Genomic DNA, 20,905 nt, shown 5'->3' on the forward strand with positions numbered 1-20,905 from the left:
CCTCATTCAAATAATGCCATTGTCATACCGGCATTCTATGCGCCGGAATATCTCGTCTTTGTTCCAAGTATGATACGGACATACGGTGTGATGGAACGTACAATTGCCGTTCCCAGTCCGAAGTTTTTATGCAGGAAGTGGAACCAGTCACGGAACGGAAGTCCCTTGCGGCTCTCCTTTAAGCGGATACGCTCCATGCGCGGCAGTGTCTCGTCCTGCCATGTTTTCTGCAGCGTATTATCATTGCACTCACCCACAAACTTTGGATAAATATGGATCTTATATCCAAGCCTGCTGATTTGTAAACCATAATCAAAATCGCCGATGCTGTGCTGATAAAACGGATCGATACCGACTTTTTCAAAAATCTCCCTCGGAATGACCGCACAGTTTGCATTAAACGTGTCACAGTTCACATCCGGTGCATCCGGTCCTAACTTTTTATACTTGATCCCTTTGGTATATTTGATGCCACCATAACTTAAACCACCGTTTTCTCCACAGATGGCTCCGACAGTGACCTCATCTTTTTTCAGATGCGGTGCCATCTCGTCAAAAATGCCCGGAAAAAACTTCGTGTCATCATTCATCAGCATATAGTAATCGTAATCCATATGTGTTTTTTTGATATGCTCGATTGCCTTATGCATGCCGCCATTCCAGAAATTGTTTCCGTCTCCCTCGATCAGATCGATCTGATATGTTCCATCATCACGCATCTTCTTTAACATCTCACGTGTTCCATCAGAACTATTGTCATCTAAGATCACATAATCAAAGGTAACATTTTTATTTTCAGAAAGAGTTGCCATCCCCCGTTCTGTCAGTTCTCTCCTGTTAAAACAGGTAAAAATTGCAAGTATCTTCATATTCATCCTTCCTGCCCGATTTCACATTTATTCTATGCCTGTCCGATATAATTTTTCCGGAATACTATGTGGTAGATCCGTTTGATCAGATTCGGCTGTGACTCATGGATCAGTGCTCTTTTCATTGCCTTATGAATTTGGGGCTTTTCACAGATCTCCTGTGGAAATTCCACAATTCTGTGATCCGTGGTCAGTCTGTGGTCGAATACCGGTCCTTTTTCATTGCCGCAGTGGATTCCTGTTCCATCCCAGCCCTCGTTGCTGACTAATGACTTTGTCGGGGATAAGATCAGTCCCTGCTTTCTGAAATTCGTCCAGTACCAGCGGATCGCCCAGGAATTGGTTTTTGTATCAGTTTTCTGCATTTTCATGATCTTGTAAAAATCATAGGTGTTGTCATAATTAAATGCTTTCCGCAGTTTTTTATCGGAAACCATATCCGTCCAGTCATCACAGTCTGCATCAAAATATTTCCAGCGGTCACTCCAGGTTCCCCATGACCAGCTTGTACCTGATAATGTATTAAAATAGGATTCACACGGATAGGAGAATGTATCTCCGAAATGGGAAAATCCGGTAATTCCTGTCACTTTCTTTTCCTGTTCATAACGGTCTAATCCATCGTTCATAAACAAAAGGAAATAGCGGTTTGTGACAAGATCATCCTCTAACACGATTACTTTTCCATATTTATTTACGATTGCAGTCACACCTTCGATTACGTTTTTTGCAAGCCCATAGTTCTGCTCCCTTGCAGTCAGTTCCACGTGACGGAATCCCTGCACAGTCTTTACATAATCACGGATTTCCTGCACTTTTCCTTTATCTGCATCTTTTTTTGCAGCATCAGAAAATACGTACAGATCGGTTTCTTCTGCCAGTTCATTCGCTGCAAGTGCCTGAATGGTACGTTTTGTATGCTCCGGCCGGTTGTAGGTAAATAATATGACCGGTGCTAAACATCTTGTTTCTTCCATTCTATTTTCCTTTCTATGCCTGCTGTTTTACCCAGCTTACATAATCACGGATTCCTTCGGTAAGATCCATTTTTTTCTCATATCCGATCTTTTTCAAAAGAGAGATATCTGCACGCCAGTTCTGCGGATCACCGACCTTCGTCTCACCGTTGAACCGCACGATATCCATTTTTTCTCCAAGCTGTGCGGCATAAATCTCAGCCAGTTCCCGGATAGACACTTCCTCGCCGTTTGCAACGTTAAAGATCTCCTCCGACCCCTGATATCCTAAGATCAGCTCTAAGGCACGCAAAATATCTGAAATATGGATAAAATCACGTGTCTCATTTCCGGTTCCGAACAGATCGATCCGTCCGGTATTTAAATATTTCTGATAGATGTCCCATAAAAGCTGTTTGCGCAGACCGCTTCCATATGCAGAAAAAATGCGCACACAGCGGATGTGATATCCATGCACCCTGTTATAATAACTGCACAGTTCCTCGCCCATCTGTTTATGAAGACCATATGGGGAGATCGGTGAAAGTGCATCCTTTTCCGTAATTGGAAGCTGCTTCGGATTGCCGTAGACACCTGCACTCGAAAAGAAGATGATCTTCGGTCTTTTTTCAAATGACTGCAATGCTAAAAGCAGCTGATATAAACTGTGCAGATTTCCGTCTAAGTCCGCCATCGGATTTACAATCGATGCTCCGACATTTGCACTGCCGGCACAGTGTAAGATCACATCCGGCTGTACTCCGGTAAATATATTGGCGAGTTCCTGCGAGTCCTTTGACATATTACACTGATAGTAGTGGATCTCTGCTCTATCCTCGCAGTAACGGTCGGCTAAGTCGATGCCGGTGATCTCGTAATCTTTGCTGAAATATTCCATGGCGCATCTTCCGATAAAACCATTTACGCCGGTGATGATCATTTTTTTCATGGACAAACCTCCTATAAAAACACTCTCTCAAGTGCCCTCGAATACTCTCTCGCCTCGTGGTACATATTTGCGATTCCCTGTTCCATGTCGCCGGCATATTCAGCTTCATGCTCTGGCAGGGATGCGCGCGCTGCAGTGCGCGCGATCGTTTCGGCAAGCTGTTTCGGATCATGTGGATCAAAAAGAACACATTTTTTGTTCTGCTGTTCCTGATGTACCGGGATGTTTGACAAAAGTACAACTTTATCAAGTACTTTTGCATCCTCTAAGACCGTCCCCCATCCCTCACAGAGTGATGGCTGTACGATAAACTGTGCATTCTTCATGATCGCAAGCTGCTCGGTACGCTCCACAAATCCTAACAATTTTATATTAGCACAAACTGCATCTGATTCCATGATCTTTCTCAATTTATCGATATATTCCGGGTTACGGTAATCTTTCAGATTGCCGGTAAATACAAAATCATAATCACAGAGTCTGCCCTCTTTTAACAGACATTCGATTGCTTCTACCATAACGATATGATTTTTATGCTGCCAGAACTGGTTCGGAATATAAATATATTTTCGCTTCAGATCAAACTTTTCACGGACACTCTGCTCTAATTCCGGTGTAATGGCACGCACTTCCGGTTCAATGTAAGATACAAAATGTACCACTTCAACCGAGCATCGGTGTCCCGGATAGAAACGCTCTAAATCCCTTGCCGCATCGAAACTGCTTAAAACCATCGGATTATCGCTTCCTGTCATGGCAAGATCATTTTTTTCTTTGTGTGCCAACTCCTCTGCGCCGAAAAACTCCGGCAGGGTTCTGTGCTGAAAGTCAGGTATCCAGAAGATACCTTTCTTTTTAAAGAGTTTTCCGATCTTGTTGAGTTCTAAGGCATAGCAGTATTTCACTCCGCCAAACCAGATCAGACGCATCTCATAGAGTGCCAGTTTTATTTTATTATTTCCATCAAAAATACGGACATCGACATTTGAGTTACCTTTAAAGCAGTCAAAGATATCTGCGTGTTCCGGATCGATCAAAAGCACCAGTGAAAAGCGCTCCATGATATTTTCATTCTGCAGGCAGCTGAATATAATGTTCTTAATATAATAAAGTCCACCGATCCATCCTCTGTTTCCAAGTCCGTTAAATAAAATCTTTTTTTTCATTATGAAACTCCAATCCTGTGTGTGGAAAATATAATTTTTCACACGATAATCCTAAGTTCTGAGCAGCTCATTTTTTCTGCATCAACACATACGAAAGTGCCTCGATACAGCCCTTTGATACCTGTTCAAAAGAAAATTCATGCGCCTTTTCGTAACTCCTTTTTCCCATGGCAGATGCCGTATCTCCCGCAGAAACCTTTTTTATTGTCTCCGCAAATTCATCCGTATTTTCCGGATCAATGATATATCCGTTTCTGCCATCTTCGACAAGATCGAAAGCTCCATCTGCATACTTCGATGAAATGATCGGAAGTGACGCACACATTGCCTCTAAAAGTACAAGTCCAAAACAATCTTCCCTTGTCGGAAGTACAAAGGCATCCGCCGTGCGGTATAATTTCTGCAGCGGTTCACCCTCCTGATATCCCAAAAATTCCACACGGTCGGAAATTCCAAGTTCTGCGCACTGCTTTTTCAGCAGATCTTTTTCCTGCCCCTCTCCGACGATCCAGAGTCTCACATTCTGCGGTGTTTTTGCGATTGCCGGCAGTAACAGGTCAAGTCCCTTACGCTGGATCAGGCTTCCGACATATAAAAGCTGAACCTGCATATCCTGTACTGCACAAGCAGCATCTGTGCTTCTGTCCGGCACGCTTTTTTGTGGTGTATCCGGTCTTTTATACAGATATTTATCAATATCCACAGTCAGATATGAAATAAAACATTTCTTTTCATCGGCACCGTAAGCGATCTGTGCTTTTTTCGATGCTGTGCTGCTCGCGATAAAAGCTGCAGCCCTCTTTATGATATAGCTTCTCGACAGCCGCTGTACTTTTCCGATATTTTTTTCGGAATTTAAGGTACCATCCGTCCAGCTGATAAACGGTATCTTTTTCTTCCGGCACCAATGTACTGCACGAAGGATCGTCGGGTTGTACTCCATGGCAAAAACCGCATCCGGCGCGATCTCTTTCAAAGTTTTTTCCACCCCTGTCGGAATAAACACATAACGGTCATCAAATCTTTTTCTGATAATGATCGTCTTTGACTTTAAGAAATGATAATGTTCGATCTCCTCCATCTCTACATTCCACTTCCGGTTTTCCATGCCTGCGCCGGAAAAAATAATATGAAATTCATATTCCGGGAAGTTTTTCTGCATATAAGAAAAGAAATCCACCCGGTATGGCGATGGTATATTTGTGATAAATACTGCCTTTTTTTTCATTGTTCTTTTTCCTCTGAAATGCTGTGGTAGATACTGATAAGTTTCTGATAGTTATCCTCTGGTCTTAAGCGGTGCTGGTAAAACTCTCTCGCATTTTCCTTTAAGGTATTCAGATCCATCTGTTCAAATTCACAGACTTTTTTTGCAAGATCCTCGACGGAATTGTACTCAAATTTTACGCCTGTCACACCCTCATTCACCATACCGTCCATATTTCCGACACGACCTGCAATTACCGGAACACCAAAGGAATATGCCTCCGCGATCGTCATTGCAAACGCCTCATAACACTGGGAGGTCATAATGACTGCCTTTGCATTATAAAATTTCTCAGTCATTTCTTCTTTCTGCAGATAACCTAAAAACCGGACATTTTTCATATTATGGGTGCTGACATATGACTGCATCTCATCCATCATTGGTCCTGTTCCTGCAACATAAAGCATTTTATCCGGCAGTTTTTCAAATGCCTTTACCGCAACATCAATTCCCTTTAATGCTTCGACTCTTCCTGCAAAAAGATAATATTCCTCTTTGGGCTGCTTCCTGACCGGAACGAGTCCATCCGCAAAAGTAAAGTTTGGTTTGATATAAACACGCTTCGGATCAACAATCTTTTTTCCAGGATCCAGGGAACTTAACAGTTTGTTTTTATTAAACTCGGTCAGACAGATAAAGTTCACACGATAATAAGTTCCAAGGAAACGATGAATCCAAAGAATTGCTGAGCTTACCATTGTCTGTATCTTACTTCCACGGTAGCATTTATGCCTGATCGCACATTTTAAACCACCGTCCACACACTCCTCGCAGATCACATCATTGCGGAAAAAAGATCCTGCCGGACAGAGCATGCGGAAGTTATGAAGCGTCTGTACCACCGGCACCTTACACCCAAATGCTGCATAAAATACAGATGGGCTTACCATCATCAGCGTATTGTGTACATGCACGATATCAATTTTATTTTCGCGAATGATCTTTTTTACTTCCCGGCAGGTCTTAAATGAATAAATCGCAGTAAATGGAATCAGAAGTTTTTTTAACTTTCCTCCTTCATTCAGCTCTTTGTTGCTGCGGTAATAAGTAAAAACCTCATGCCCGTGATCTTCTAAAAGTTTCTTTTCATTGCGTACCACAACATCTTCCCCACCCGGGATCTGATAAAAATTATGAATTTGAAGAATACGATATTTTTCCATGTTTCTCCTCTTTTTTACCTTCTTTGATCTGATTTGACAGATTCGGATATAAAAGAATCCCCACCAATAAGATAAACGGATTCATAAATCCATTCAGTACAAACTGCTCCATGATCGCATACAATGAAAATACAGAAAGCATGACAAGTTCTTTATAACAGCCTGCCTGATAAAGTTTTACCATTGCCAGAACGATCACCGCAAAAAACACCAGTGCAAAGATCCATCCACAATACAGTAAAATATGCATGTAAGAGTTATCGATCAATCCATGATAGCTTGCATAAAAAAGTTCCTGATTCCTTGGAAGCAGTGCAAGTCCCTGATCCTGATAATATTCTCCCATGATATGTACCCTTCCTGATACATACCGGTCAATCATCTTCATCACGGAATTTTCATTGTCAAAAAATACCATCATAACAAAACTAAACAATGCTCCAACTGGAACTGACAGCACAAAAATAAATTTTGCATATTTATTTTTTATCAGTTTATCATATGCAATCAGAACCCATGCAAATATGAAAACAAGAATACCGGTACGACAGAATGTCAGCTCATAAAAAAGAAACGCCGCCGCAAAGGTACAAATAAACCACCATCCATTTAGTTTTTCATAGTAAGAATAAACCAGCAGGATAAGCAGAAGGAAAATCGTAAGGTATGCGGTATTCGGCTCATTAAATCCAAAGCTGTATACCGGCACCTCGACATATTGTGCATTCGGGGTTGTCTTATAACCAATATCGTAAACCCCGTATACCGATCCTATCACCATAACAGCCGCTACGAATAACCGTATCCATACCGAAATTCCAATCAATTTCCCAAATTGCACATCTTTCATTCCTATGATGGTCAGGAACAAAAACAACAGTGTTGCCTTTTTTGTCATGACCCAGATGAACATTCCGGCACCCAATAAAAGTGCAATGATCACAACTTCTCTCAAAGTATATCTTGTCGTAATAAATTTGATACCAAGAAGGATAATTCCCGATAACATGAAAAATTTATAGATCTGGTCACTGCTGTCATAGCCAAATGCCTTTACTAACACATTGATTGCAAAATAGCCATAATACGCAATGATCCCTATACTTTTCCAATCATTTTCCTGTATCCATTTCCTGATCTGATCCATCTATTCTTCTCCACGTATATAAATGATATAATCTCCGGTTTCCATATAATAGTGATACCCATACGGTGTCATATTATCCGGCAGTTCCTTCTCCTCGCGGTTAAAGCACAAAAATACGAGCCCGTTTCGTTTTGCAATCTCCGTCACTACTTCCATATCCGGTTTTTCCTGGCACATCTGCTGATGCATAGCATCCTCATCCTCGCCAATGCCGGAGATAAATCCACCGACATTTCTGCCGTAAAACAGTCCAATATCACAGCGATACTGTCTGATATAACAGAATAACTCATCTGGCACAACAGCTTTTACTTTCCAGCTGTAACCTGAATTTCCTATAATATCAGCAACATCTATCGCCGCCTGCGGAAGTTTATATTCATTTTCTGCCTCTGTAAAGGTCTTTTCGCTGTAAATCCTTTGTCCACTGACCATGATCGTAACAAGTGCCGCCACAAAGACTGCCACACGCACTGCCTGTTTTTTCCATCTGCAGATCAGCCATACTATCACATATGCTACAGAAAATGAAATTGGAAGCATCCAGAATAATCTCCAGTATACACCGGCAAAAAAACGACTGCCGACGTAACGGTAAAACAATGGATTAAATATAAATAACAGTACCAAAACAGACGGCCACACAAGAAAACGCACTGCCTGTTTTTCCTCTTTGTACTTTTTTCCAAGGAAAAATATCGCCACAACCGCAGCACAAAACAGTACCCAGTGTAAAAGACCGGTACGTCCGCCAATAAAATTTTTAAAATTGTCCAGTATTGAATAAAAATCTGCTGCCATATTTCTTTCCTTTTAAATTCCCGCTGTATAATAAATCATATAAACAGCACATGGCAGTGCTGCTATCCATATACAAAGCACGCGTTTAAAATTTCTGTAATATATTCCATCTAAAAGTCCATATAATCCCATCATGACAGGTGCCATAATAATTCCCATACCTGATAAAAGGGACGATGCAAAACCCACAACATACAATGGTGCCACCCATCTCATACTCTGCTTTCCACTCTGAAAGATCGAATAAAACAAATACATCAATAACGGCAGAATAAATCCTGCCACGACTGCTTTCCCCTGCCAGATACGCAGTAAAAACATCGCTGAGAGTGTATGTGTTGATGTAAAATCCCAAATATGAAATATGGATAAAACAATCAGAAATAATGCCGTTTTCTCCGGATTGCCACGAAACAGAATATTTCCGATCATCCCATACAGCACATAACAGATAATGATCATAAAAAATGGGAAATAGGTATGTGAAAATATTGCAGGGGCAATTCCTGATATCCTGCAGTACATAGACACATACATTGTCCACGGAGAAGTTACATCTTTCCTTACTTCCCCTACATCCCAGTACATATATTCATCCGTGATCGGATCATCCACAAGCATCGTATCATGTACTACCGCAGAGACTTCTTCGGAAACAAATCTTGCATCATCATCATCAATATGCTGGTAATGATACGATATCCATGCCTGCGTAAAGATCAGAACGGCTGCAAGTACTGCAAATATGACTGTCTGTCCGTCTATTTTCTTTTTAATTTTTTCCCTGTCTTTCTCCGCTGCCAGATTTCCCTGTCTTTTTAACAACAGGATAAACTCAACAACAGAAAGTATTGCGAGAAGTATTTTCCACAGATTTATTGCCTGTGTCAGTGTTTTCCCAGTCAGTATCATTGGTACAAGTAATATCTGTCCCAATGCAAACATGCTGACCAATCCAAGTACCCATGCACTGCAAAAACGTATACAGGCTCCTTTTATATCCAGATACACAACCCACAACAATCCAAACCACACAGGAAGCAGTACAAATAATACAAGCATATAAATAAAATCTTTATAAATCATACACTAACACTCCATCCAGATGGATATGATTAATTTCGGTTGTATTTTTTATCATGTAAAGAGTTTCCATTCTTGTATTTCTGCGGCCGCAAACCACAAGATTTTTGTCACAGAGTGCTGCTGCCTTATATCCTTCTGACACTTTTTCTGCATCTCTTCCATTAATGATAATATACTCATACTGTTTTGAAAAACGTTCTAACAGCTCTTTGAATTTTTCATTACCTACAAGATCAAATCCCTTTTCCTGCTTGATATTTCGTTTTACCGTATCCAGATATTCATTCATCTGCTGCAGTTTTAATTCCGTTGTATCTCCCATAATATAGGCACTTAAAGATGCTTCTTCGCTTTCGGCTGCATTCAGATCGATCAGCAGTGTTTTTTTCTTTTCATTTGCATAACACATGGCAAGACATGACGCAGTCGTATCGGCAAATCTTCCGACAGTCAGACAATTAATTTTCTGACATCCCTGCCCTTTCGAATTGCTTAAAAACAATGCTGCTTTTTTGTAGGTTTCCTCTTCTTCATTCTTTTTCGTGATCACATCAACGATCTGTGTTTCCAGACATTCCTGTATTTCCTGTGCATCCTTTGGTTTCTTATAAATCATGATCCAGAGTGTGTAACATACAACTTCCAGTAAAATTCCAAGCAGGATTCCTGCCGTGACCGCCTTTAACACTGCCTGCCGGAACTCTGAATTTGAAATAGTATAAGAAGCAACTTTTTCTACCCTGCGCACGGATGCCGGCTCATCAAGTACCGAAAAACACTTTGTTCCATATCCCTTTTGTGTCACAGTATCCAATGCCTGGATCAGCCCGTTCATAAATGTAATTGCCTGTTCCTCATCATCTACAGCATAATCCCAGCTCGTTCTTGGATATACAACAAAAAAAGTAACAACGTCCGATGCCTCTGTCTGCTCACCGTCAAACATATCTGTAAACGCCTGTTGTGTCAGCTCGATTCCTGTCAGTTTGCAGAATTCCTGATATACACTTCTGCTCTTTGCGATCTTCATAATATTAGTGCCACGTTCCACCAGACCTTCAGAATTATATTCTGTTAAAAGCACCGATGCTTCCACCTGCATTTTTTCATCATAAGTTTCCGCCTCAATATAAGGCATCAGGGTTTTCGCCTTATATCCCCCTACAATAACTGCAAAAAGAACTGCCATAATAGCTGCAAGCCACCATTTTCTTAAGTTATACTTCAGAACATCCATCAAACTGTATTCTTTTCTGCTCTCATATCTCTGACTCATATCAGGTCTCCTTTCTATTCTCCGCCTTTTTCAAATACCACTTTTATTGTCTTTAAGATAATCTTGATATCCAGACCAATACTCCAGTTATCTATATACTGCACATCCAGTTTCACAACTTCCTCAAAATCACTGATCTCATTTCGTCCACTGACCTGCCACAACCCGGTAATACCAGGTTTGGCACTTAAACGGCGTTTCTGATGAGATTCATACTGTTTGAACTCATCTACCGTCGGTGGTCTTGTTCCGACTAAACTCATATCGCCTTTTAAAACATTGAAGAACTGTGGAAGTTCATCAATACTGGTCTTGCGGATGAATTTTCCGACTTTCGTGATACGCGGATCATCTTTCATTTTAAACATCAGACCATTCATCTCATTCTGGCTTTCCAGTTCCTTTTTCCGCTCCTCCGCGTCCTTATACATCGAGCGGAACTTATAGATCTTAAAAAACCTGCCGTTCTTACCGACACGTTTCTGCGCAAAAAACAGTGGTCCCGGAGACTCGATCAGAAGCGGCGGTGCTAAAAATACTGTCACAACCGCAGTGATCGCAAGTCCAATGATCGAACCTATGATATCCATCACACGCTTGATAAAAAGCATTTTCCAGTCATAGGACTGGTTGGAAAATGTAACAACCGGAATATTTCCCATCATATTAAAACTCTTATGATAATCGTCGAACTTGTTTAAGATCTCAATGGTCACATGTACCATTGCCCCCATATCTTCAAAACGGTTAACAACTTCCGCGAGAGAATCTCCAGACTCATAAGGCACACTGATGAAAACCTCATCAACGATCTGTTCTTTTACATACTGGAACATGTTATCATAATTCGCAACGACCTGAACACCGTGATACCATTTTCCGATCTGGTTGTCATCAATGATCGCAATACTTGCAAGACGATGTATCCAGTCACCGGAATGGTCAGCATCCGCGATGACCTTTTCCACGCGGTCTGCCGTTGTGACCAAAAAGACCTGATTATTTGCTTTTTTATTCCGGTAAACACGCAGCAGATAATATTTAATTACAATATGCACGCCAAAATACAGGCACATATTTACCAGTGCGATACAAAAATATACGCCTCGTGACGCCTCCGCATTATTATGCTGCAAAAAGATGGTCAGTGCTGTCACAAAGATCAGTACAACACTGGCTTTGATTGCTGCCCACAATTCCTGAAATACACTGCGGTCAATGAAGCGATTTTCAATATCCGAAAAAAGCATTACCAGCATGTAAATAACCATTACAATGCCAAAGCTCTCCATCAGCTCTATTTTCATGTTCGCAACGGAAACATTTCGATAGCCTACCAGCCACAGGTACCCGCCCCCGAAATAACTCACGGCAAAGCATACCAAATCTGCCAGCAGTAAAATGATACTCTGAATTTTTTCTCTTGTCTGGTACATGTCAAGTCCTTTCCTTTCCCCCGGTTTCACAGTCAGATGGCACGGCTGCCCACTGTCATTCGTTCCGGTAACAGTATTCTGCACTTCGCTTTCCCAACGAAAAGACCAGTTTCCATCTTTCTTCGCGTGGAGCAACAAACACACAGTCAAATCCCCAGTTAACATCACATGCCCTGCGCAGTTTTAACGCATCGGCAACGTCTGTTCTCGCATATCTGGCCAGTTCCACTGTAACCGCAGTGCCATCCTGCATCACGGCTTTTATATCAACCGGAAGTATTTTTCCGCTCCATGTCTTTGCAAGTGCCCATCCACTACAGACCACACTGCCGTCCTGATACTCCTGTCTGTCAATATGGTATAAGATTTTTCTTACCCCGGCAGGCTCATTCTGTATTTTTTCTTCTGTCTTTGCGCACTTTGTATCCTGGTCAGTCAGTTGTTCGAACGGAATGATCTTCGTTCCCATTACACGCTGCATATTACGCACCGGAACATTTCCCTTTCCCAGATATGCCTGAAAATTTTCTTCCATCCTGCCAAACTGCTCTTTTAATGTCTGATCAATCCCATAAGACGCTAACAGTTCATCAAGGGATGTTCCCCTGCCCCCCATTATCTGGTAGTATGCAAAATAAAGAGCACGGTATAAAACAAATAACTTTGGTACCGGGAAGAAAAAAGTCCATTCATAATCAATGACTGTCCACTTAGCCTGCCCGATTTTATTTTCGCTGCCCTTCGGTATTAAAATATTGGCAAATATCATATCAATATCGCATGTATCCACCGCTTCTGGTTCTTCTGTAAAATCTATCTCACCAAATACCTTTTTGAAATCTTCGGTCAGTAAAAACCTCTTTTTTCCACCGTATTCCATAATACGCTTTGCATAATCATCAAGAATATTCTTCACCAGCTCTGTCTGGTTTGCTTCAAGCGCCCGCTCCATTACATCCTGTAACGTGGTTCCCAAATCAAAAGCAGATACAGACACATCATTTTTTGTATGACAGGCGCAAAATGCAATTTTGTCTCTGCCATCCTCATAGCATGACGTCAGCCTTTCGTATGCCATTTCCATATGACAGATATGTTCTTTTCCCTCCGGATAAAGTGCATATTTTTTTACATTTTTTTCCCCATCTGTATTCTTGCAGATATCCGTACGGATGGCAAACTGCCTTGCTCTCTCATTTGAATATTTCGAGTAGATAACACGTTTTTCTTCTGTCTTATTTCCTGCCTCAATCAGAAATGAATTCGTAAGTTCCCCAAACAGCCCTTCTGCCAGCACCGTATCAAAAACTTTTTTTTCATCAAAAAGCTGTACTCTGTCCCTGTCAAAATTTCTCCGGTTATCTGAAAGTTCTCCCTTTCCCGGAAGATATTCATCTGAGTAGATACAGGCAGGAAACTTGTGATCCGGATATGGGTAATATACATAAATTTCAGGAAATCCAGCTTCTTTTAAGATCTGTTCATACTCTTTTCTGGTGTAAACCCTGGGTTTTACATCCCCCTCATCCGCTGTGAATATTCTGGGATTTTCATCGTAATTTTCCAGTCCGGTAAAATATCCACCGCGGTATTCCTCCTGACACCCTGCAAAATATTTTAGTCCCAGACGGTTGGCATCCGCCACATAAAGTTTTCCGCTGTCAGCCAGATGTTCTCTCATACAGGAAAGCTCTTTCTGATACCTTGAAAATTCTCCGGCGATCAATATCATATCATACGTCTGATCCCGATAAAGTACGTTTTTCTCTGTTCCTGTATCAGCATCTGAAATAACCGATACCGTAAGATTATCTGCATCTTTGTAACGTGCCCGCAGGATTTCTGCTTCCTCCATGCTCTCCACCGCTGCTGTCACATGCAATGCCATAGAAAGTAATTTTCCTGTCAATGCACCACAGCCTGCGTTTCGCTCTAAAACGCGCATCTGTTTTGTAACCGGCAGAAATGCGATCAGATTTTGCCTGATATCCGACAAATGAAACAAATACGGATAAGATGCCTCATCCATGATGATCTGTGGATATGCTTTTTCATTATTCTGTTGTACGATTTCCAAAAGCCTCTCCGGCACCATTACCTGTCCCATAGTTCTCCTGCTTGCGCACTCTCTGCCTATTTGTCATCACATTTTTCGATCGTAACTTCCGAGTTCATATCATAAAAACCTACTGTATTTTTGTCGGACACCACCGTCACACCAACCACATCATACAATCTGTGGTAAGCACGAAATTCGCCTCCGACATAACCGGTACAGCTGATGGATAACAGATATTCCCCCCCCTGCATATCCATGTTCTGACGAAACGTTGCCACATAGGTTTCTCCCGTCTTTGCCATTCCGATCCCCACTTTTTCAAACATCGTGTTTGTTCCGGTAACAGCAGTCCCCTGCACTGTTTTAAATGTATAGGTAAATATCGGGTCCTGTATATCAGAAAGGAATTTTACCTTTGATTTAATAGTAAAAGACGTCCCTTTCTGGATACAGTTCGTATAATTTCCATATTCATCGATCAGTGCAAAGTCAATGATCTCTGCCTCTCCGGTTCCATATTCATTGACATCCGGATTGAGCTGGTAATTAGATTTCCAGAGTTTCTTTCCATCTGATGCGTCATTCTCTAAAATCTTACCGCCAGTAATCTTGTCCGAGTTTTTGAGAAGAACCTTTTTGTAAAGGTTGATCATATCCTTTGCATTTCCCTCTGCTAACTTGTCTCCCTTATTGAGCAGGATCACACGGTCACAGTATTTTGCCACACTGCTGATATCGTGGCTTACAAACAGGATCGTCTTTCCCTGTGCCTTGAAATCTTCAAATTTTTTATAACATTTTGCCTGAAAAAATACATCTCCGACTGACAGTGCCTCATCCACAATAAGGATCTCCGGATCAATATTGATCGCCACTGCAAATGCAAGCCGGACAAACATACCACTTGAATAGGTCTTACACGGCTGATGCACAAATTCGCCAATGTCTGCAAACTTTAAGATATCATCTAACCTTGCATCCATCTCTTCGCGGGAAAAACCCATCATCATACCGTTTAGATAGACATTCTCAATTCCGGTGTATTCCATATTAAATCCGGCTCCAAGCTCTAACAGTGCTGAGATTCTTCCATCGATCTCCACCTCACCGCTCGTCGGACTCAGAACACCTGTAATTATTTTTAAAATGGTAGATTTTCCGGAACCATTCGTTCCGATGATGCCGATCGTCTCACCTTTTTTTACTTCAAACGACACATGCTTTAATGCATGATGTTCTTTGAAACGGTTCTTTCTGACCAGTCCAAGTGCATCCTTTAACCGGTCAGAAGGTTTATCATAAAGTTTGTAGACCTTGCAGACATCCTCTACCCTGATTGCTAAATTATCCATACTATCCTCATTCTTGCGCTGCTTTCTAATAAAAACAACATTTTCATTCTTACGATGCTTTACAGCACGTCTGCAAAATGTACACGCAGACGCTTAAACATGGTCGTTCCTGCCCAGAGAATAAACAGCGTGATTCCCCAGAACCACAATGTCAGTCCCGGATATTCCCAGAATGCCGTTTTATTGATCAGTGCATCCCTGTATCCCGAAACAATATAATACATCGGATTTAGCTTAAGCAGGAGCACAGCCCATTTAGGAATGCCCTGCATGCTCTCAAAATTCCACATGATCGGTGTTACCCACATTCCGATCTGTAAAAGAATGGAAACAACCTCTTTCATATCACGGAAAAATACCGTCACGGCGCTTGTCGCATAAATCAGTCCTGCTGTAAGGATTACCATGCAAAACGAATAATAAACAATCTGAAGCACATAAAGATCCGGATAAAATCCCATAACTGCAAAAACAACCAGCATAAACACAACAAAAAATGCATGTGTAAATAGTGCAGAGATTAATTTTACTACCGGAAGTGCATCGATCTGGAATACAACTTTTTTTACGAGATAACTGTATTCATCCAGGACGCCGGTTCCTCCATTTAAAGCCTCCTGAAAATAAAACCAGGGCACAAGGCCACCCATCAGCCAGAGTACAAACGGCACCTCAATCCCTGTTCTTAAATCATTTACTTTCTGATGCAGTCCAAACTCAAAGACAAACCAGTATAAAAGCACTGTAATCACCGGCTGTATGAAAGCCCATACCACACCGAAATAAGAGCCTGCAAACTTCTTTTTAAAATCATTTTTTGCAAGATTAACGATCAGTTTCCGGCTGGCGATCAGACGTTTGGGCAGGCAGACATTTTTTTTGTTTTCTGTCATATGAAAGCTCCTATCTTACGATTCCACGTTCCCTGCAGTATGCATCAAATCCACCATGCACTTTGTCCTTATCAGACAGGATCAGATCTGCCTGTGTCATTCCTTCCGGCATTGGCCATTCGACACCGACTGCAGGATCATTCCAGAGAATACCGCCCTCATCATTTGGATGATAGAAATCTGTAACCTTATAGCAGAACTCTGCATAATCAGACAGCACGATGAATCCATGTGCAAAATTCTTTGGTACAAAGAACTGTTTTTTATTTTCTGCAGACAAGACAATACCAAACCATTTTCCGAATGTTTCAGAGCCTTCTCTTAAATCCACTGCAACGTCAAACACTTCTCCATTTACCACTCGAACCAGTTTATCCTGCGGATGGTTGATCTGGAAATGTAAGCCCCTGAGCACACCTTTTTTTGAGGCAGACTGGTTATCCTGTACGAACTGGCAGTCAATTCCTGCCTCCTTAAAATCGTTGTAATTGTATGTCTCCATAAAATATCCCCTGGCATCCCCGAATACTGCCGGTTCAATTACCTTCAGTCCCTCTATTCCATTACAGTCATGTGTTACTTTAATTTTTCCCATAATTATTGATCCTCGCTATCTGTTTTTTTAAAGTCCCTCGGCAACCTCTACTAAATATTTGCCGTAATCAGTCTTAAGAAGCGGTTCTGCAAGTTTTAACAACTGCTCTTTATCGATAAATCCACGTTTGTATGCGATCTCCTCGATACAGGACACATAAAGTCCCTGACGTTTCTGGATCGCTGACACAAAATCTGCAGCCGCAAGCAGCATATCGTGGTTTCCTGTATCAAGCCATGCAAATCCCCTGCCAAGTGTCTCAACACTCAGATCACCACGCTCTAAATACGCATTATTTACAGATGTGATCTCGATCTCACCTCTTGCAGACGGCTTTACATTTTTTGCGATCTGTACAACATCATTGTCATAAAAATAAAGTCCTGGCACCGCATAATTTGACTTCGGATGCTCCGGCTTTTCCTCAATGGAAAGGGCCTTTCCATTCTCATCAAACTCTACCACGCCATACTCTCTCGGATCTCTGACATAATAACCGAAGATCGTTGCACCCTTTTCATTCTGTGTACGATCTGCTGCACTGCGCAGAACCTTTGAAAAACTCTGTCCGTAAAAGATATTGTCTCCAAGAACCAATGCAACAGCATCATTTCCAATAAACTTCTCTCCGATAATAAATGCATCCGCAAGTCCTCTCGGCTGCTCCTGCACTGCATATGAAAAACTCATTCCAAGCTGGCTTCCATCCCCAAACAACTCTTCAAATACCGGCAGATCTCTCGGTGTGGAAATGATCAGAACCTCTCTTATCCCAGCTAACATCAGTGTTGATAATGGATAATAGATCATCGGTTTATCATACACCGGCATGATCTGTTTTGAAATCGCTTTTGTTAACGGATATAACCTCGTTCCGGAACCACCTGCTAAAATAATACCCTTCATCATTCAATCCTCCATGTTTTCCGCAGGAAAATGCAATTTTATCATGTAAAATTTGCCCTCTGGTGAGCAGAGGATTTTCCTCCTTGTTTTCACGTCCATTATAAAACGCAAACAAGCAGTATCGCCCCATCTGACGGTACTGCTGCCTGCATCTTCTTACCTGTTCTGATACATATCCTCATAATATTTCTGATAATCACCGCTGGTAACGTTTTTCATCCAGTCCTCATGTTCAAAGTACCATGCGATCGTCTTTCTGATACCCTCTTTGAACATTGTCTCCGGCTCCCAGCCGATCTCAGCCTTGATCTTATCCGGTGCGATCGCATAACGTCTGTCATGACCTTTTCGATCCTCCACGTAAGTGATCAGATCTTTGCTTACAAGTGCACGTCTCGGATCATCTGCCGGAAGCATCTCAAGCAGTGTATCTATGATGATATTGATAATCTCGATATTCTGTTTTTCATTGTGTCCGCCAACATTATAAGTCTCACCAAGACGGCCGTTTTCCTGAACCATATCGATCGCTTTTGCATGATCATCCACATACAGCCAGTCACGGACATTCTTTCCATCGCCATATACCGGGAGTTTCTTTCCATGCAGCGCATTATTGATGATAAGTGGAATCAGTTTCTCCGGGAACTGATACGGTCCATAGTTATTAGAACAGTTCGTAATGTTTGCCGGGAAATGGTAAGTGTCAATATAAGCCTTTACAAGCATGTCCGAAGATGCCTTGCTTGCTGAATATGGGCTGTGCGGTGCATATGGTGTTGTCTCATAAAAGTATGTTCCATCATCCTCTAAGGAACCATATACCTCATCTGTTGATACATGAAGGAATTTCTTTCCTTCTTTAAAACTGCCATCCGGCAGTTCCCATGCAGCTTTTGCACAGTTCAACATAACTGCTGTTCCAAGCACATTCGTCTTTACAAATACTTCCGGATTTTTGATACTGCGGTCTACATGACTCTCTGCCGCAAAATGTACAACGCGGTCAATGTCATTTTCTGCAAAAATCTTTGTAATTGCCTCTTTATCTGTAATATCTGCACGCACAAAGGTATAGTTATCACGATTTTCAACGTCTTTTAAATTTTCCAGGTTACCTGCATAGGTAAGCACATCCACATTGATGATCCTGATCTCATTGTCATATTTGCGAAACATGTAATGAATATAGTTAGATCCAATAAATCCGGCTCCACCGGTTACCAAATAAGTTCTCATAATTTTCTCCATTCTATGATCTGCAAAATCTCTCGTCATTTTACCATACTTTTATTATCTGTACAAGTAACTACCACCAGCAGGTATCTATCCTGCAGGCAGACTGTCTCTACCACCAGTCCACTGCCGGGCGTTCCGTAATTTCGGACAATTTTACGATCACCATATCGTCCTCCATGCGAATTGCCCCATCCGCCGGAAATACCGGCATATCTTCCGATAATGCCGCAGCTTTATTTTCCATATCCCAGGAATAGCCATCATCCAGATGTACTCCGTTATGTGCCTCTAAAAATCCGGTGATCCGGTGTGTTGCACCTGCCGGATGCTCTTTGGTATAATCCCATTCAAAAAATGACCAGCCATACATTTCGGTGCGACGGTTCCAGCCATTTAACTGCGGCTCACGGTATCCGATAAATATCACCTTTTTATCCACAGGATCTGCATCCACTTTGGAGCTCTCCCTTTTTAAGGCATCTGCAATCTGATCTGCAAGCAGTGCATCCTGTTCATATCTCACCTGATCTGCATTATGCATTCTGAAATTATAGCAGATCTGCCCGCCTGCAGTCACAATGACAAGCAGTACTACAGCATTGCTTATCATTTGCAGCTTATGACACACTTTTCTGTCCTGTTCTGCTTTTTCTGATTGTGCCACAGAAGCCTGCCGCTCTTTCAGGGTCATCACACCAAACATTGCCAGAAATGCCGCCGCAACCGGAAGTGCTAACTGCGTTCTTGTTACCAGCATTGCACCAGCATATATTGTCATTAAAAATGGCGTAATAAGCATAAAAAGCATTCCTGCTGTAAATATTCCAAAACCGGTGCGGCCTATTTCTGCCTTTTTGTTCCATACAGCCCATATTGCAAAGAATGCAAGCAATATACCGATCACGTAAAATGAAAAATTTCTTGGCCCGACTGTAAGAAGCTGGTTTTTTACAACACGAAGAACATTCTTTATACACTCAGCGACCGGCAGCATTCCCCAGTTGCTCTGTCCTTCCATATAGTCACCAGCCGCCATGAACCAGGTATCTGCGATCATTTTGTATATCAGATAAGCAACTCCAAAGTGAACTGCCAGAAAAACGATGCGCAGCCCCCATTTTTTTCTTTTTCCATTGACCTGCCAGAAGATCAATAAGAAAAACATGGTGCAGACTGTGATATAATAAGCTGCCAGTGCCTGATAAGTTCCAAGCGCTATTACAAGAAATGCCACAGACAGCACTGTTTTACACAGATTTTTTGCACTTCTGTTTTCTTTATATTCCTCTAGAAAACAGATATCACACATCCAGAATCCCGTAACTGCCACCAGGAGCATTGCCAGTGCGATCTCCGCCTGCTGCATGGAAAAATAAAACTGAAAACTCCATATATTTGATGTCATATAAAGCAGGGTAAATATCCAATAAGGTTTTTCATCCTTTTTCCCGGAAAAATAATAACAGCCATATGTCAGCACGTTACCACCAAGGATAAAAAACAAAAGCATCAGAATACCGCTCTTTACCGCTTTGTGTACCCCAAGACCAAGAATCCGTTTTAAAAGAACCAACCCGAACCTTCCAATGGTAAGCCATCCTAATGTAGATCCGGGATGATTGATCAGTTCCTCCGTATCGATCCTGATATTCGTATTAAACGCCTGATATCCAAAGCAGACCAGTGCTGCAATTACAGACAGCAAAATCAGCCGGTAATGTTTTTTGATATATTCTGTCATTGTA

18 protein-coding genes are annotated in these 20,905 nt (G+C 41.7%); all 18 read right to left on the bottom strand.

Annotated features, from left to right (window positions below; translation table 11 throughout):
- Positions 1–35: 35 nt before the first annotated feature.
- The 18 genes from DW650_RS06145 to DW650_RS06230 all read right to left on the bottom strand — a co-directional run bounded on the left by DW650_RS06145 (position 36) and on the right by DW650_RS06230 (position 20,901).
- Positions 36–869 (bottom strand): glycosyltransferase family 2 protein, encoded by an 834-nt coding sequence (locus DW650_RS06145; RefSeq protein ID WP_118209350.1) that lies wholly within the window; start codon positions 867–869, stop codon positions 36–38.
- Positions 870–901: 32 nt separating this feature from the next.
- The gene (locus DW650_RS06150; RefSeq protein WP_118209351.1) at positions 902–1,846 is read right to left on the bottom strand and encodes a glycosyltransferase; all 945 of its coding nucleotides are present in this window, start codon (positions 1,844–1,846) and stop codon (positions 902–904) included.
- A 13-nt stretch (positions 1,847–1,859) separates the two neighbouring features.
- Entirely contained in the window at positions 1,860–2,774 is a 915-nt protein-coding gene (locus tag DW650_RS06155; RefSeq protein ID WP_118209352.1) for an NAD-dependent epimerase/dehydratase family protein, read from the bottom strand.
- A gap of 11 nt (positions 2,775–2,785) precedes the next feature.
- Positions 2,786–3,940 (bottom strand): glycosyltransferase, encoded by a 1,155-nt coding sequence (locus DW650_RS06160; protein WP_118209353.1) that lies wholly within the window; start codon positions 3,938–3,940, stop codon positions 2,786–2,788.
- A gap of 67 nt (positions 3,941–4,007) precedes the next feature.
- Positions 4,008–5,168, bottom strand: a complete 1,161-nt coding sequence (locus DW650_RS06165) for a glycosyltransferase family 4 protein (RefSeq protein WP_118209354.1) — start codon at positions 5,166–5,168, stop codon at positions 4,008–4,010.
- Complete coding sequence (locus DW650_RS06170) at positions 5,165–6,370, bottom strand: glycosyltransferase family 4 protein (protein ID WP_117920403.1); 1,206 nt, start codon at positions 6,368–6,370, stop codon at positions 5,165–5,167. The genes DW650_RS06165 and DW650_RS06170 overlap by 4 nt, the downstream gene beginning before the upstream one ends.
- Entirely contained in the window at positions 6,339–7,517 is a 1,179-nt protein-coding gene (locus tag DW650_RS06175) for a hypothetical protein (protein ID WP_118209355.1), read from the bottom strand. Before DW650_RS06175 ends, DW650_RS06170 begins: the two co-directional genes overlap by 32 nt.
- Positions 7,518–8,318, bottom strand: coding sequence for a hypothetical protein (locus tag DW650_RS06180; RefSeq protein WP_118209356.1), 801 nt, complete (start codon positions 8,316–8,318; stop codon positions 7,518–7,520).
- A 12-nt stretch (positions 8,319–8,330) separates the two neighbouring features.
- Positions 8,331–9,404 (bottom strand): DUF6077 domain-containing protein, encoded by a 1,074-nt coding sequence (locus DW650_RS06185; RefSeq protein ID WP_118209357.1) that lies wholly within the window; start codon positions 9,402–9,404, stop codon positions 8,331–8,333.
- Positions 9,394–10,680 carry a hypothetical protein gene (locus DW650_RS06190; protein WP_118209358.1) on the bottom strand — a complete coding sequence of 429 codons (1,287 nt, stop codon included), beginning with the start codon at positions 10,678–10,680 and terminating at the stop codon, positions 9,394–9,396. The genes DW650_RS06185 and DW650_RS06190 overlap by 11 nt, the downstream gene beginning before the upstream one ends.
- Before the next feature lie 14 nt (positions 10,681–10,694).
- The gene (locus DW650_RS06195) at positions 10,695–12,116 is read right to left on the bottom strand and encodes a sugar transferase (RefSeq protein WP_243102872.1); all 1,422 of its coding nucleotides are present in this window, start codon (positions 12,114–12,116) and stop codon (positions 10,695–10,697) included.
- A gap of 55 nt (positions 12,117–12,171) precedes the next feature.
- A complete protein-coding gene (locus tag DW650_RS06200) occupies positions 12,172–14,223 on the bottom strand; it encodes a hypothetical protein (protein WP_118209359.1) in 2,052 nt (683 codons plus the stop codon).
- A 26-nt stretch (positions 14,224–14,249) separates the two neighbouring features.
- A complete protein-coding gene (locus DW650_RS06205; protein ID WP_117920392.1) occupies positions 14,250–15,527 on the bottom strand; it encodes an ABC transporter ATP-binding protein in 1,278 nt (425 codons plus the stop codon).
- Between the two features lie 59 nt (positions 15,528–15,586).
- Positions 15,587–16,420 carry an ABC transporter permease gene (locus DW650_RS06210; RefSeq protein WP_022112665.1) on the bottom strand — a complete coding sequence of 278 codons (834 nt, stop codon included), beginning with the start codon at positions 16,418–16,420 and terminating at the stop codon, positions 15,587–15,589.
- Positions 16,421–16,430: 10 nt separating this feature from the next.
- Positions 16,431–17,015 (bottom strand): dTDP-4-dehydrorhamnose 3,5-epimerase, encoded by a 585-nt coding sequence (gene rfbC, locus DW650_RS06215; RefSeq protein ID WP_022112666.1) that lies wholly within the window; start codon positions 17,013–17,015, stop codon positions 16,431–16,433.
- Between the two features lie 27 nt (positions 17,016–17,042).
- Complete coding sequence (rfbA, locus tag DW650_RS06220; protein ID WP_118209393.1) at positions 17,043–17,921, bottom strand: glucose-1-phosphate thymidylyltransferase RfbA; 879 nt, start codon at positions 17,919–17,921, stop codon at positions 17,043–17,045.
- 156 nt (positions 17,922–18,077) lie between these two features.
- Positions 18,078–19,160, bottom strand: coding sequence for a dTDP-glucose 4,6-dehydratase (gene rfbB, locus DW650_RS06225; protein WP_022112668.1), 1,083 nt, complete (start codon positions 19,158–19,160; stop codon positions 18,078–18,080).
- 109 nt (positions 19,161–19,269) lie between these two features.
- Positions 19,270–20,901, bottom strand: a complete 1,632-nt coding sequence (locus tag DW650_RS06230) for a glucosyltransferase domain-containing protein (RefSeq protein WP_118209360.1) — start codon at positions 20,899–20,901, stop codon at positions 19,270–19,272.
- Positions 20,902–20,905: the final 4 nt, after the last annotated feature.

This window comes from Roseburia sp. AM23-20 (assembly GCF_003470905.1).
Taxonomy (GTDB): Bacteria; Bacillota; Clostridia; order Lachnospirales; family Lachnospiraceae; genus Roseburia; species Roseburia rectibacter.

Excerpts from the sequence above, each read along its gene's own strand:
- DW650_RS06145 (WP_118209350.1), bottom strand. The coding sequence starts at position 869 with ATGAAGATACTTGCAATTTTTACCTGTTTTAACAGGAGAGAACTGACA.
- DW650_RS06150 (WP_118209351.1), bottom strand. The coding sequence starts at position 1,846 with ATGGAAGAAACAAGATGTTTAGCACCGGTCATATTATTTACCTACAAC.
- DW650_RS06155 (WP_118209352.1), bottom strand. The coding sequence starts at position 2,774 with ATGAAAAAAATGATCATCACCGGCGTAAATGGTTTTATCGGAAGATGC.
- DW650_RS06160 (WP_118209353.1), bottom strand. The coding sequence starts at position 3,940 with ATGAAAAAAAAGATTTTATTTAACGGACTTGGAAACAGAGGATGGATC.
- DW650_RS06165 (WP_118209354.1), bottom strand. The coding sequence starts at position 5,168 with ATGAAAAAAAAGGCAGTATTTATCACAAATATACCATCGCCATACCGG.
- DW650_RS06170 (WP_117920403.1), bottom strand. The coding sequence starts at position 6,370 with ATGGAAAAATATCGTATTCTTCAAATTCATAATTTTTATCAGATCCCG.
- DW650_RS06175 (WP_118209355.1), bottom strand. The coding sequence starts at position 7,517 with ATGGATCAGATCAGGAAATGGATACAGGAAAATGATTGGAAAAGTATA.
- DW650_RS06180 (WP_118209356.1), bottom strand. The coding sequence starts at position 8,318 with ATGGCAGCAGATTTTTATTCAATACTGGACAATTTTAAAAATTTTATT.
- DW650_RS06185 (WP_118209357.1), bottom strand. The coding sequence starts at position 9,404 with ATGATTTATAAAGATTTTATTTATATGCTTGTATTATTTGTACTGCTT.
- DW650_RS06190 (WP_118209358.1), bottom strand. The coding sequence starts at position 10,680 with ATGAGTCAGAGATATGAGAGCAGAAAAGAATACAGTTTGATGGATGTT.
- DW650_RS06195 (WP_243102872.1), bottom strand. The coding sequence starts at position 12,116 with ATGTACCAGACAAGAGAAAAAATTCAGAGTATCATTTTACTGCTGGCA.
- DW650_RS06200 (WP_118209359.1), bottom strand. The coding sequence starts at position 14,223 with ATGGGACAGGTAATGGTGCCGGAGAGGCTTTTGGAAATCGTACAACAG.
- DW650_RS06205 (WP_117920392.1), bottom strand. The coding sequence starts at position 15,527 with ATGGATAATTTAGCAATCAGGGTAGAGGATGTCTGCAAGGTCTACAAA.
- DW650_RS06210 (WP_022112665.1), bottom strand. The coding sequence starts at position 16,420 with ATGACAGAAAACAAAAAAAATGTCTGCCTGCCCAAACGTCTGATCGCC.
- rfbC (WP_022112666.1), bottom strand. The coding sequence starts at position 17,015 with ATGGGAAAAATTAAAGTAACACATGACTGTAATGGAATAGAGGGACTG.
- rfbA (WP_118209393.1), bottom strand. The coding sequence starts at position 17,921 with ATGAAGGGTATTATTTTAGCAGGTGGTTCCGGAACGAGGTTATATCCG.
- rfbB (WP_022112668.1), bottom strand. The coding sequence starts at position 19,160 with ATGAGAACTTATTTGGTAACCGGTGGAGCCGGATTTATTGGATCTAAC.
- DW650_RS06230 (WP_118209360.1), bottom strand. The coding sequence starts at position 20,901 with ATGACAGAATATATCAAAAAACATTACCGGCTGATTTTGCTGTCTGTA.